Source organism: Hyphomonas johnsonii MHS-2 (assembly GCF_000685275.1).
GTDB lineage: Bacteria > Pseudomonadota > Alphaproteobacteria > Caulobacterales > Hyphomonadaceae > Hyphomonas > Hyphomonas johnsonii.
The window spans coordinates 63,682-76,992 of record NZ_ARYK01000001.1 but is presented as its reverse complement, the minus strand read 5'-3'; the positions used below and the strand labels follow the sequence as shown (position 1 = coordinate 76,992).

The window sequence follows — 13,311 nt, the reverse complement described above, 5'->3', positions numbered from 1 at the left end:
TTGCCCCATCACAGGTTCAACGATGCGGGCCCGCTAATCCGTCGCTGGCAGGTGCAGTTTTTCTGCAGCGATGGCCGAAACCCGGCGTTTCACCGCCGCAAGATCGGTCTCCAGCGAGGCAAAATCCGTCGCACCGACGGCCCGGCAGAGCCGTTGCTTCAGGCCTTCGGGAATGGCGTCTGCCACCATGTCGCTGCCCACTGCCAGCCGCTGGACCTGTTGCAGCGCCTGCAGGAAGGCCAGCGAGGTCGCCAATGCCTCATAGGTCCCGGCCTCGTCCGGCTTGCTGCGCGCCACAGCGTCCACCGCATCGGCCATGTTGGCGCGGATAAGGGCCGGGTCGCCTGACAGCAGCATGTCCTGCTGCAGGATGAATTCAATGTCGATCAGGCCGCCATGATCGGTCTTCAGGTCCCACAGGCCCTTGCCCGGCTTCTCCTGGAACAGGCGCATGCGCATGTCGGAAATGTCGGCTGCAATCTTGCCGTCGTCGCTCGCGGCCCGCGCGGCAATCGCCGCCTTCGCGATACCGGCAACCCGTTCGCCGAGGGTCGCGTCGCCGGCCACGAAGCGCAACCGGGTCAATGCCATGTGCTCCCATGTCCAGGCTTCGTCATTCTGGTAATGCCCGAATGCCGGCACGCTGACGGCGACAGGTCCGCCCCGCCCGGAGGGCCTGAGACGCATGTCGACTTCATACAGCGCGCCTTCCGCCGTCGGCGCCGTCAGTGCCGTGATCAGGCGCTGCGTGAACCGGGTAAACCAGGTCTGCCCGTCCAGCGAGGGCGAGTCATAGATCACGATGATGTCGAGGTCCGAGCCGGCTGTCATTTCCGCGCCGCCCAGCTTGCCCATCGCGAACACGCCGCACGTTCCCAGCGCCTCGCCATAGCGGCGCACTGTCTCGGCGGTCGCGACACGCGCCATCTGGCGGATCGTTTCATCGGCCAGGCGCGACCAGTGGCCCGCCGCATCCGACGCATCGATCAGGCCGTGCAGCAGGCGGTGGCCGATCAGGAAGCTCTGGTCGCGGTGATAGCGCCGCCAGTCATCGAGCGCCGCGTCAAAACTCGTGTCGGGGCTGATCTGCGGCGCCACCGGCTCCTGCCCGCTGACCAGCGCTTCCAGCAGGTCGGGCCGGCGCGACAGGATTTCCGCCAGCCGCGGCGCCAGCGCCAGGGTCGCGACAAGATCGTCCAGCAATTCCGGATTGGCCAGCAGCATCGCCAGCGTCTGCACGCCCGAGGACAGGCCGCTGAAAAAACGCGAGAACCACCGGAACGCCTCGTCCGGCTCGCCCGTATCGCCCATCGCCTTCAGCATGCGCGGCAGGATCGCCGTCAGCAGTTCGCGCCCGCGCACGGTCCGCGTGGCCGGCACATTGCCCCGGTGCCAGTTGCGGATCGTGCTGATCGGTATCGACGGATCGCCGAAGCCCAGCGCCGACAGCGTCTCCACCGTGCCGGGGTCGTCGTCGACGCCGGTGAATACAAGGTTGCCGATACTCTGTGCATCGATCGTGCTTTCTTCGTGCACGAAAAGGGCGTCGTAACTCGCCTGCACAGCCTGGCGCGTTTCCAGCAGGTCCTGGTCGAACCGGCTCAGTGATGGATAGCCGCACAGCGCCGCGACGTCGGCCCTTTCGGCGTCATCGGCAGGCACCCTGTGGGTCTGCTCGTCGTGGCGCATCTGTATGCGGTGTTCCAGGTTGCGCAGCGCCCGGTAGGCGGCCGACAAGCGGTTCACCGTGTCTGCGCCCACAATGCCGGCATCGCCCAGCGCCTGCATCGCGCCAAGCGTCGTATTGTCCCTGAGATCCGGCTGGCGGCCCCCCATGATCAGCTGCTGCGTCTGCACGAAGAACTCGATCTCCCGAATCCCCCCCGGCCCCAGCTTGATGTCGGGTGACGGTTCGGCCAGGGCGTGGGCACCGATCTTGGTGTTGATCATGCGCTTGATCGCCTGGATGTCGTCGATCGCCCAATAGTCGAGATTGCGCCGCCAAACATAGCTGGACATGCGCTTCAGGAACCGCGCCGCCGTGGCGTCATCGCCGGCCACGGCCCGGCCCTTGATCCAGACCATGCGTTCCCAGTTCTGCCCGACGCTCTCGTAGTAGAGATCCGCCATGCCGGTCGACACTGCCAGCGGCGTCGAGGACGGGTCCGGGCGCAGGCGCAGGTCGGTCCTGAACACATAGCCGTCCGCCGTGGTTTCATCGAGCAGGCGCACGACATCGCGGATCACCCTTTGGGCCGTGTCGCCCGGTGCGCGCTCACCGCCCTCGAAGACATCCGGATCATAGAACGCCGCAATATCGATATCGCTTGAATAGTTGAGTTCGTAGGCGCCCATCTTGCCGAGCGCGACAATGAACAGGCCCCGGTCTGACAGCGCGCGGCTGGCCAGCGCCACACGCAGGGCCGCGCGGACGCTTTCGATCGCCAGGTCGGTCAGCGCGTGCGTCACGTCCATCACGTCACGCGTTCCCGCCAGGTCGTCAGCCGCCAGCGCCAGGTGCGCCGCCAGCTTGGCCTTGCGCAGCACCGTCATCGCCTCTTCGATCGGCATCTCGCCCGGAAGGGTCCGCACGGTGACAAGGGCCTGATCGAAATCCCTCTCCACACCGCGATCCGACAGGCGCCGGAGATACGGCGCGTGCGGCAAGGCGGCGGCCAGGGCCGCATCAGGCGTGTCAGCAAGGGGGCGGATCGTCAGCATGACAGGTCAGGCCCGCGGCAGGCGCAGGACCGCCTTGAGGCCCGGCTGGCCTTCAGGCCCGCCCGCATCCTGCAGGATCAGCTGGCCGCCATGCATCTCCGCAACCGAATCGACCAGCGACAGGCCGAGGCCGGAGCCGGGCTGCGTGCGCGCCGAATCCATTCGCTGGAAACGCTGCACCACCCGCTTGCGCTGGTCGGCCGGCACACCGGGCCCGGAATCGACGACGACGACATCGATCGTGCCATCCGGCCCGCGCGTCACGGTGAAGGAAATCGTTCCGCCGGCTGGCGTGTATTTCACGGCATTGTCGAGCAGGTTGGACAGCGCCTGGCCGATCAGGTCGCGGTCGCCGAGAATGGTCAGGTGACGGGCGATCTGGCTGCGGAAGGCGAGACCGGCTTCTTCGCATGCCGGATCGAACAGTTCCGCCAGTTCCTCGGCCAGTTCGCTGACGTCCATGCGCACCCGTTCACCTTCGGCACCGGCTTCCAGCCGGGCGAGCCGCAGGATCGCGTTGAAGGTTGTGAGCACCCGGTCGACTTCCTCGACCGTTTCATTCAGCGTCGCGCTCGCATCCTCCTGCGACAGCGGCTGCGAAAGGGCAATCTCCAGGCGGTTGCGCAGGCGCGACAGCGGAGAGCGCAGGTCGTGCGCGATCGCATTGCCGGTGTGGCGTGTCGCGTCGACAAGTTTCTCGATCTGGTCGAGCATGGCATTGATGCGCTGGCCAAGCCGGTCGAATTCATCGCCAGACCCGCGCACCGGCACCCGCCGGCCCAGTTCGCCGCCCATCACCGCTTCGGCCGTCCGCGCCAGCTCGTCAGCCCGCCGCGCCGCGCCGCGCGAAATCAGCACCCCGCCCAGCAGCGACAGCACAATGCCGATCGGCGCCGCGATGAAGATCGCCCGCTGGATACGCCGCACAATGGCCGTCTGCTGCGCCGCATCGAACGCGACCAGCAGCGCCCCGCCATTATCGCGCAGCCGGACGATCTTGCCGGCGGCAGACCGCACGACGAACGACCCGTCCGGCAAGGGCTGGTTGAAGTCGAAATAGACCGTGCGGGAACTCGCCTCGGTCAATGGCACCGGCATCAGCTGGAAATGCCCGGCAATCTTCCCGCCGGACGAATCCTCTAGATAGTAGAAATAGGTCGATCCCGTCCGCGTCATGCGCTCCAGGACGGACTGGCTGAGCCGCTCCATCCCGCCGGTGAAATAGGCATTGCCGAGCTGCTCGAATTCGAGGTCCAGCCGCCGCTCTGCTTCGGCGCGGATATAATAGACCGTCGAATAATAGAGATAGACCATCAGCACGGCCGAAAACGCCGCAAACATGGCGCTGTACAGCAGCGCCAGCTTGAACGTCGTCGTCCGCAGGAAGGTCGGCAGGCCGATTTTCATGACCTGCCTCGTGCCAGCCCCGGAGCGGGCCGTCTAGCCCTGCAAGCGATACCCGGCGCCACGAACCGTATGCAGCAGGGGCTCATCGAATTCCTTGTCGATCTTCGCACGCAGGCGCGAGATGTGCACATCGATGACATTCGTCTGGGGGTCGAAATTGTAATCCCACACTTTTTCCAGCAGCATCGTGCGGGTCACAACCTGGCCGGCATGGCGCATCAGGTATTCCAGCAGGCGGAATTCGCGCGGCTGCAGGTCGATCTTCTGGCCTGCCCGCGTCACCTTGCGGGTCAGCAGGTTCATTTCAAGATCGCCCGCCTTCAGCGAGGTGACCTGCTGCTCGCCCATCTGGCGACGGCCGAGCGCTTCGACCCGGGCCGCCAGTTCCGACGGGGCAAACGGCTTGGACAGGTAGTCATCCGCCCCGGCCTTCAGGCCCTGCACGCGGTTCTGGACATCGCCCAGCGCCGACAGGAAGAGGGCCGGCGCCGTACCGCCAGCCTCCCGGTATTCCTTGAGCAGCGTCAGGCCATCCTTCTCCGGCAGCATGCGGTCGACCACCAGTGCGTCGAAATCGACCGAGCGAGCCATTTCCAGGCCTCGCTCACCGTCGATTGCGGTATCGACGTCATGGCCCGCTTCACTCAGGACTTTCTGAATGAAGCTCGCCATTTCGGCATCATCTTCGATAACAAGAACGCGCATTGAGTCTCCCACCACTGTGTCGAGCATGAATCTATCCTATTCCTTTGTCGAAAGGTCGAGTGTGCGATAGTTCGTGATCTGGCCGATACGCACTGCGATCAGCACTTTCGTCCGCCCGGCCTTCTTGGCCGCTGCGATTGCTTTCTCGAACGCGTCGACAGACGTTGCCGGCTGGCCGTTGACGTCGAGGATCACCATGCCGGTCTGCAGGCCTGCGTCCTCGAACACGCCCTTGCGGGCCACGTCGGTCACAACCAGTCCGGCGTCACCGGCACGCAGGCCGAGCTTGGTGCGCAAGGCGTCGTCCATCGGCTTGAAGGTCACGCCCAGTTCGTCGATCTCGGTGCCGTTCGGGTCTGCCTTGACGCCCGGCGACGAGGAAGCCGGCACGATCGCAGCGTTCGGATCATCGGGACGTTCGCCGACCGTCACTTCGATGGTCTTGCGCTTGCCGCCGCGGATGATTTCGAACTTGTTGGCCGTATTGGCGATCAGCTTGCCGACGACACGGGTGGTCGTGGTCGCGTCGGTGACGTTCGTGCCGTTGACCGACAGGATGATGTCGCCGCGTTCAAGGCCGCCTTTTTCAGCCGGGCTGCCGGACGTGACGTCGGCAATGATCGCGCCGTCGTCTTCCTTCATGCCCTGGGCTTCCGCCATGTCGGGCGTCAGGTCCTGGATGGCGACACCCAGCCAGCCGCGCGACACGCGGCCATCCTTGATGATCGCCTGTGTCACTTCATCAGCGAGCTCGGCCGGAATGGCGAAGCCGATACCGACCGAGCCGCCCGTCGGCGAAAAGATCGCCGTATTCACACCGACAACATTGCCGTTGAGGTCAAAGGTGGGGCCACCCGAGTTGCCGCGATTGATCGATGCGTCGATCTGCAGGAAATCCGTGTAGGGGCCGGCGCCGATATTGCGTCCGTCAGCCGACAGGATGCCGGCAGTCGCCGTTCCGCCAAGGCCGAACGGGTTGCCCAGGGCCACGACCCAGTCGCCCTTGCGCATGTCGTGCGAATTGCCGAAGCGGACATAGGGATAAGTGCCCTTTTCCTTGATGCGCAGGACAGCCAGGTCGGTCTGCGCATCGGTGCCGACCAGTTCGGCCTCCAGCTCGCGCCCGTCCTTCAGCGTCACTTCGATTTCGACGGCATTCTCGACCACGTGATTGTTGGTGACGACATAGCCGTCCTTCGAGATCAGGAACCCGGAACCGAGCGAACGGGATTCCTGCGTCTCCGGCTCGTCACGCTCGTCTTCCTTGCGCTGGCGATCCTGGAGGAATTCATCAAAGCCCGGCATGCCGCGGAACTGCTCGAAGAACTGTTCCATGTCGGCCAGCTTGCCGACTTCGCGCTCGCTGACCACGTTGACGCTGACCACGGCAGGCTCGACCCGCTCGATCAGGTCCGCGAAGCTGAGCGGCGCGCCCGTCGGCGCCTCGATGGCAATCGGCTGCGCGCCCGCTTCCGGGCTGAAGACCTTCGGCGCCAGCGTTAGCGTGCCGATAGCCGCCGCGCCGAAGACAGCTGCCACGAGGGCCTGTCTCGAAATGCCAAATTTCTTCATTCTATTCTCCAAGTCACTGAATTTGCATCGGTTAGCCGGTTTGCCCAAGATAGTCATGTCGTGGGAATAATGGTCATTAAAAGACAGTTAGGTGGATTCGCGCGTATCCACTGCCTGTCCCTGGGTCTGCACATGGCTGCCTGCTTCGAGCGTCCTGTGCACCGGGCATTTGTCGGCGATTTCCATCAGGCGCGCGACCTGTGCCGCGTCCAGCGCCCCCGTCAGCGTGATATCCCTGTAAAAAATGGAGATTTTCTCGCCTTCCTCGCAATGCTCGCAATCGACGGCATAGTCCTTGGCATGGTGAACCGCGACCGATACCCGTTCCAGCGGCCATTTCTTCCGGTTGGCATACATCCGCACCGTCATCGACGTGCAGGCGCCAAGCCCGGCTGAGACATATTCGTACGGGTCAGGCCCGCGTCCGCCGCCGCCGACGGCAATCGGTTCGTCGGCCAGCGAAAAATGCTCGCCGGTGACAATCATGTTCTCGTACAGGCCATTGCCGGTCTCGGTCACCACGACATCCCGCGTCCCGCCCGTCGCATGGTCCGGCTGGGCGACCCCCGCCGCGAAGACGTAGGCCTCTGCCCAGGCAGCCATCATGCGGCCGGCCCGGCGGGCATCGCCATTGGTCGTCAACAGGTGGTTCGCCTTGTCGAGACTGATGAAGGATTTCGGATGCCGGGCGGCCACGAACAGGCCGGTCGCGTTGTCGATGCCGACACTCTCGTCGACCGGCGAATGCATTATCAGCAGCGGCCGCTTGAGAGTCGCCGCAGCGTCACGCACGTTCGATGCGCGGACATCGTCCAGGAATTGCCGCTTCAGCACGAACGGCCGGCCGGCCAGCTGCACCTCCGCCTCGCCCTCTGCCTCGATCGTGTCGACATGCGCCTTGATCGATTCGATGACATGCGACGCCTCCGACGGCGCACCGACCGTCACCACGGCCTTCGCCTGCGGGATGTCCGCGGCTGCCACGATCACCGCCGCACCGCCCAGCGAGTGCCCGACCAGCAGGTGCGGCCCGCCCTTTTCGCGTTCCAGCCACGCGGCGGCGGCAACCAGGTCCTGGATATTGGTCGAAAAGTTCGTGTTCGAAAAATCGCCTTCGGAATTGCCGAGGCCCGTAAAGTCGAACCGCATCACGCCGATGCCGGCTTCGACCAGCGCGGCCGTGATCCGGCGGGCGGCCAGGCCATCCTTCGAGCAGGAAAAGCAGTGTGCGAACAGGGCCCATGCCTTCGGTGCGAACACGGGCGCGTCGAGACGGGCGGCCAGCAGGGCGCCGTCATGGCCCGGAAATTCTACGCGTGCCTGATTGGTCATGCCGGATCCTTTCAATGAATACGTGCCGAAACTGAAGCACCGCGCGACGCGGGGCAAGCATTGTCGCCATCCCGATTGCGTGAGCGTCCGGGCCACGCGAGCTTGACTTCTGGTGCCCGGCCCACCTTTCGTGGCGCCCAGACTGCAACAGCCGGGCTTCGCCACACTGAATGAAACCGCTCCACATCTTCCTGATGCTCGCCATCCCGGTCATGGGCGCCAGCGCCATCTGGCTCGCACCGCCCGGCACGCGGGGCCTGTCGCTCGGCCTCGGTGCCCTGCTGGTCGCCCTCGCCGTCATCGACCTTGCCACCTATCGCCTGCCGGATCTCCTCAATGTCGCCGTGCTGCTGCTTGGTGCCGCGATGGTCGCCCTGACCCGCCCGGCGCTGTGGCCGCACCACCTGCTGGGCACCGGTATCGGCTATGTCTCGCTGGTCGCCATCGAAATCGCCTACCGGCATTTCAAGGGGCGCGACGGCCTCGGGCGGGGGGATGCAAAGCTCATGGGCGCCATCGGCATGTGGGTGGCCTGGCCGGGGCTCGCCCCGGTACTGCTGATCGCCTCCCTGTCAGGGCTGGTCGCAGCACTCGTCATGAGCCGCGCCAGACGCCAGGCCGTCTCGTACGAAACCCGCATCGCCTTCGGTCCGTGGATCGCGCTGGGTGGATGGGTGGTCTGGCTCGCGCAGCCAGCCCTCGGCGCGCTCGGCTAGGCGTCTTCCGGCGCAACCGGCTCGGCACCGGCGCGCCTGCGGCGCGTCAATCCGTATGCGATCAATCCGCCGATAACCAGGAAACCGAACGGTGCGCTCCACAGGAACAGGCCGGTCAGGTCTTTGCCCTTGGGCCGGAACAGGACGAATTCGCCGTAACGGCTCTCGAACCAGTCGCGCACTTCCGCGTCGGTCGCCCCTTCACCCACCATTACCCGCACACGGGCGCGCATGTCCTCGGCAATCGCCGCGGAGGATTGCGAGATCGGCTCGTTCTCGCACGCCACGCAGCGCAGTTCCCGCATCAGCGCCTGCGCCCGCATTTCCTGCGCAGGGTCGTCGAGCGCCTGCGCCGCGCACGTCAGCGCGCAGGCCAGGGCCGCAATCGCGAGCAGGACGGGTCGCAGGAAGATCAGGGCTTCCGCCTCCTTGGCAACACGCTGAACAGGGCACCGAGCCCCATCAGCAACACGCCCAGATATACCAGATCGATCAGCGGATTGAAGTACACCCGGAACACCCAGCGCGTTTCGCCGTCAACGTCGCGCCGGTCGCCCAGCGCCACGTAGAGGTCGCCCGTGCCGGTCTTGTGGATCGCCGTCTCTGTCGTCGGCATGCGCGCCGCCGGATAATAGCGTTTCGTCGGCGCCATCTCGGCCCGCGCGCTGCCCTTGCGCGCTGTCAGGTCGGCCTTGTCGGCATACCAGTTGGGGCCTTCGATGGCCCGCACGTCATGCAGCGTCACATGCCAGCCCGCGACCGTGCCCGACCCGCCCGCCGGCAGGGCCAGCGTCGCTTCATAGCGCTGGGTCGTTTCCACGACGGCGCCGAGGATGAACACGCCAAGGCCGATATGCGCCAGCGTCATGCCCCACACGCGCAATGGCAGGCGGAAGACACGCGCCAGGGTCACGGCCCGGCGGCGCAACTCCCACAGCGCACCGAAGATCAGCCAGAAGGCCAGCGCCAGCCCGAAGGCCGCCCCCAGCGGAATGTCCCACAGGCCGACGCCCAGCAGCAGGAAGATCACGACCAGGCCGACGCCGCCTGCCGCCCATTTCCACAGCGTCGAGAGGTCCGCCTTGCCCCAGCTCCAGGCCTGCACCACCGGCAGGATCGCCAGCAGCGCCGCCAGCATCGGCACGAAGGTCAGCCGGAAATACGGTTCGCCGACGGAAATCGTCCGCCCCGCCGCCTCGGCAATCAACGGGAACAGCGTGCCCAGCAGCACCGTCAGCGCCGCCACGACCAGCACGACATTGTTCACCACCAGCGCGCCTTCGCGGCTCAGGATTGTCCACGGCTTGCCGCCTTCCAGCTTCGGCGCCCTCAGCGCGAACAGGCCGAGCGCGAAGCCGCCATAGGCGATCAGCCCGCCAAGCAGCAGCAGGCCGCGACGCGGGTCCACGGCGAAGGCATGCACCGATGTCAGCACGCCGGAGCGCACCAGGAACGCGCCCATGATCGAGAACAGGAAGGCCAGCACCGCCAGCAGCGCAGTCCATGCGGCAAAGCTGCCGCGCTTTTCGGTCACCGCCACCGAGTGCAGCAGGGCGGCACCCAGCAGCCAGGGCATCAGCGAGGCATTCTCCACCGGGTCCCAGAACCACCAGCCGCCCCAGCCAAGCTCGTAATAGGCCCAGTAGGAGCCGAGCGCGATGCCGAGTGTCAGGGGAATGAAGGCGGCCAGCGACCAGCGCCGCGCCTCCTTGGCCCAGACCCGGTCGATCCGCGCCTCCATCAGCCCGGCTGCCGCCAGCGCGAACACGAACGAGTATCCGACATAGCCGAGGTAGAGCATGGGCGGGTGGAAGGCGAGCGCCGGGTCCTGCAGGATCGGGTTGAGACCCGCCCCCTGCAACGGCGCGGGGTCGAGCCGCAGGTAGGGGGACGAGGCGAACAGGAGGTAGCCCAGCGCCCCGGTTGCCAGCCATCCCTGCACGCCCAGCGCCCGTGCCTCGAACGTCTCGCGCCCCGTGCGCATCCACAGCGCACCGGCCGCGCCAAAGCCCATCGTCACGAGGCACCACAGCGCCATCGAGCCTTCATGGTTCCCCCACGCGCCGGCGATCTTGTACAGCATCGGCTTCAGGGTGTGGGAATTGTTCGCCACCAGCGCCACGGAGAAATCCGACCGCGCAAACGCCACCACCAGCGTCAGGAAAGACAATACCATCACCGCGAAGGCCACCAGGGCCGCACGCCCGGCCAGCGCCCGTGCACCGGTCAGGCCGAGCACGCCCTGCGCCAGAGAAGCAGCCAGCGCGAGGAATGCCGCAAGGTGGCCAAGTTCAATCATGTCAGCTGGCGTTCTGGTCCGGGCCGGCGCCCAGCGGCCTCAGCTCGCGGGGTTGGTAATTCTCGTCATGCTTGGCCAGCACTTGCCGCGCCGTGAACCGGCCATCGGCGTCAAACGTCCCGATCGCGACCACGCCCTGCCCCTCGCGGAACAGGTCCGGTGCGATGCCGGTGAAGCTGACCGTGATGCTCGCCGGGCTGTTGTCGATGATCGAAAACACCATCTCGCTGCCATCGCCCGGATAGGTCAGCGAGCCTGGCTCCACCCAACCGCCGACCTTCACTTCCTTGCCCGCTGCGGGCACGCCGTTTTCGGCAAGGGTTTCAGGCGTGTAGAACAGGTTCGCATTCTGGCGCAGCGCCACGAATGCCAGCGCCGCAGCGGCCAGCAACAGGGCGGCGGCAACGCCAAATGTCCACAATCTGCGGGTCCGGGCTCTCATGCCGCCAGTCTATACCGCCAAACGGCCGGAAAGACAGTGCGGCAGATGTGGCAGCTGCACAGGACGGCTATTCTGCCGCGGGGGCCTCGCCATCGCCGATCACGTCCAGCATCGCCCCGAAGCGTTCACGGCGCGGATCGTCGGCTGGCAATTTGGCGAAAACGGCCCGCATCATCTGCGCTGCCTTTTCCTGGTCACCGGCCTGCGCCGCGCCCATCGCGGCCCACATGCCTGCCCGAACCTGCGTATCATCCAGCTCATAAGCCCGTGCAAACAGCCGCGCCGCATCGGGGCCGACCTGGCCGTCGCCCAGGTCGACCAGCACCTGGGCCAACCCGACCAGTGCGGGCACATAGGTCTCGTCACGCCGCAGGGCCGCCTGGTAGGCCCGCGCAGCATCGTCAGGACGGTTCTGCCCGCGCAGCATCTCGCCGATGTAATAGCGTGGCTCCGGCGCATTCGGCTGGTTGATCGCAGCCTGTTCCAGGCTGGCCAGCGCTTCCGCCGTCGTCAGGGTTTCGGGCGCGGTCCGGATCTTCTCCGAGATTTCGTGCTGGCGCTTGTCCATCGGCATGTCGTCCATGCCTGGACGCCCCAGCATCAGGTAGCCGCCGACGCCAATGACCAGGCATGCGGCCATGACGATCATCTGCATCCGGGTTGTGTGTGCTCGTGTCATGATTTCGGAAACCTCAATCGCGCCCGCAGGCCGCCCATCGGGCTGTTGTCCAGGTCCAGGCTGCCCTTGTGCAGCTCGGCCAGCTCCGTCACGATCGACAGGCCAAGCCCGGTTCCGGGGGTCGTCTCGTCCAGTCGCACGCCGCGTTTCAGCGCGCCTTCGCGCTCTTCGGGCGACAGGCCCGGCCCGTCATCCTCAACGTCGATCTCCAGCGCGGCCGGCGTGTCGGTCACCCGTACCACAACTTCAGCCGCGGCCCATTTGCACGCATTGTCCATCAGGTTGCCGATCATTTCCTCAAGATCCTGCTGCTCGCCACGGAACACCGCACCGGCGCCATCCTCGACGCTGACATTTATGCCCTTGGCATCGAACAACCGGTTCAGCAACCTCGCCAGCGCCTCCACCACCGGCGTCACCTCCGTGCGTGCGCCCAGGGCTTCTGCCCGGGCCACCATGCGGGCCCGCTTCAGGTAATGTTCCACGTTCGCGTGCATGGATTCGGTCTGCCGCCGCACAACATCGTCCAGCTGAGTCCCACCCTTCGCCTCATTGCGCAGGACCGCAATGGGCGTTTTCAGCGCATGCGCGAGATTCCCGACATGGGTCTTTGCCCGTTCCACAACGTCCCGGTTGTGCCCGATCAGCTTGTTCAGTTCCTCCGTCAGCGGGCGCACCTCCAGGGGATAGTCCTGCTGCAGCGTCGCCCGTGTGCCCTCGCGGATCTCCGCGATGTCCTGCCCGATCCGCTTCAGGGGCCGCAGGGAAAACCGGATCGCCAGGACCATCGCCGCAAACACGCTGCCGAAAAGCGCGATCATCGTGCCCAGCAGCATGTTGCGGAAGCGCGTTGCGGCGGCGTCATTGGGTGTCCGGTCTGCGGCCGCCATCAGGATCAGCGGCGTCGTCCGGCCCTCGACAAGGATCGCCTTGGCCGCCACCCGCACGCGCTGGTCGGCCGGGCCGTCAAAGTCGGCAAACCGCGTCGTGCCGGGACCGGCGACAGCTGCGTGAATCTGCTCTTCGGTCAACGGGACGGGCTCGTCCCACAGGCTCTTGGACCGGAAATCGCCAGCCACCCGGCCGTCTTCGGTCAGGCCGACAACCGCCCAGTACTGGCCGGAATATTGAGTCTGGAACCGCGTGTCGCCGCTCAGCAGGTCGCGCTCGGTATCGGTGACCCGCCCGTCCGGCAGGAACGCCTGTTCCCGCACCAGGTCGCGCGACAGGCTGACCAGCGTCTGGTCGAGGTCTTCCTCCAGCAGGGCCAGCGTCTGGGCGCGATAGAGGGCCGACAGGGCCAGCGATCCGCCGACCAGGACGACAAGGCCCCAGATCGCGGCGGCGATCATGATCCGGCGCGCCAGGGACACGCTGGACCAGCGGTCCGCGAATCGGGTGACAGGATTGGCCGGTGCGTCCATTCAGGCGGTCTAGC

11 protein-coding genes are annotated in these 13,311 nt (G+C 66.0%); 1 reads left to right on the top strand and 10 read right to left on the bottom strand.

What is annotated here, in order from left to right; genetic code table 11:
• Positions 1-33 precede the first annotated feature (33 nt).
• From HJO_RS00400 to HJO_RS00380, 5 genes are all read right to left on the bottom strand, one after another.
• Positions 34-2,721 (bottom strand): bifunctional [glutamine synthetase] adenylyltransferase/[glutamine synthetase]-adenylyl-L-tyrosine phosphorylase, encoded by a 2,688-nt coding sequence (locus HJO_RS00400; protein WP_035612420.1) that lies wholly within the window; start codon positions 2,719-2,721, stop codon positions 34-36.
• A gap of 6 nt (positions 2,722-2,727) precedes the next feature.
• Entirely contained in the window at positions 2,728-4,128 is a 1,401-nt protein-coding gene (locus tag HJO_RS00395) for a sensor histidine kinase (protein WP_051617901.1), read from the bottom strand.
• 33 nt (positions 4,129-4,161) lie between these two features.
• A complete protein-coding gene (locus HJO_RS00390) occupies positions 4,162-4,833 on the bottom strand; it encodes a response regulator transcription factor (protein ID WP_035612418.1) in 672 nt (223 codons plus the stop codon).
• 36 nt (positions 4,834-4,869) lie between these two features.
• Positions 4,870-6,405, bottom strand: a complete 1,536-nt coding sequence (locus tag HJO_RS00385; protein WP_035612416.1) for a Do family serine endopeptidase — start codon at positions 6,403-6,405, stop codon at positions 4,870-4,872.
• An 87-nt stretch (positions 6,406-6,492) separates the two neighbouring features.
• On the bottom strand, positions 6,493-7,737 hold the full coding sequence (locus tag HJO_RS00380) for a bifunctional alpha/beta hydrolase/OsmC family protein (protein WP_035612414.1): 1,245 nt from the start codon (positions 7,735-7,737) through the stop codon (positions 6,493-6,495).
• A gap of 170 nt (positions 7,738-7,907) precedes the next feature.
• Between HJO_RS00380 and HJO_RS00375 the strand changes: the two genes are divergently transcribed.
• Positions 7,908-8,453, top strand: a complete 546-nt coding sequence (locus HJO_RS00375; protein ID WP_051617899.1) for a prepilin peptidase — start codon at positions 7,908-7,910, stop codon at positions 8,451-8,453.
• Here the strand turns inward: HJO_RS00375 and HJO_RS00370 are convergent.
• The 5 genes from HJO_RS00370 to HJO_RS00350 all read right to left on the bottom strand — a co-directional run bounded on the left by HJO_RS00370 (position 8,450) and on the right by HJO_RS00350 (position 13,297).
• Positions 8,450-8,839: a cytochrome c-type biogenesis protein gene (locus tag HJO_RS00370; protein ID WP_084141284.1), complete on the bottom strand. Its 390-nt coding sequence runs from the start codon at positions 8,837-8,839 to the stop codon at positions 8,450-8,452. The genes HJO_RS00375 and HJO_RS00370 overlap by 4 nt on opposite strands.
• Positions 8,840-8,865: 26 nt before the next feature.
• Positions 8,866-10,752, bottom strand: a complete 1,887-nt coding sequence (locus HJO_RS00365) for a heme lyase CcmF/NrfE family subunit (protein WP_035612410.1) — start codon at positions 10,750-10,752, stop codon at positions 8,866-8,868.
• Position 10,753: 1 nt separating this feature from the next.
• On the bottom strand, positions 10,754-11,194 hold the full coding sequence (locus HJO_RS00360) for a cytochrome c maturation protein CcmE (protein ID WP_035612408.1): 441 nt from the start codon (positions 11,192-11,194) through the stop codon (positions 10,754-10,756).
• 67 nt (positions 11,195-11,261) lie between these two features.
• Positions 11,262-11,873 (bottom strand): tetratricopeptide repeat protein, encoded by a 612-nt coding sequence (locus tag HJO_RS00355; protein ID WP_156945358.1) that lies wholly within the window; start codon positions 11,871-11,873, stop codon positions 11,262-11,264.
• Positions 11,870-13,297, bottom strand: coding sequence for an ATP-binding protein (locus tag HJO_RS00350; RefSeq protein WP_051617895.1), 1,428 nt, complete (start codon positions 13,295-13,297; stop codon positions 11,870-11,872). The genes HJO_RS00355 and HJO_RS00350 overlap by 4 nt, the downstream gene beginning before the upstream one ends.
• Positions 13,298-13,311 lie beyond the last annotated feature (14 nt).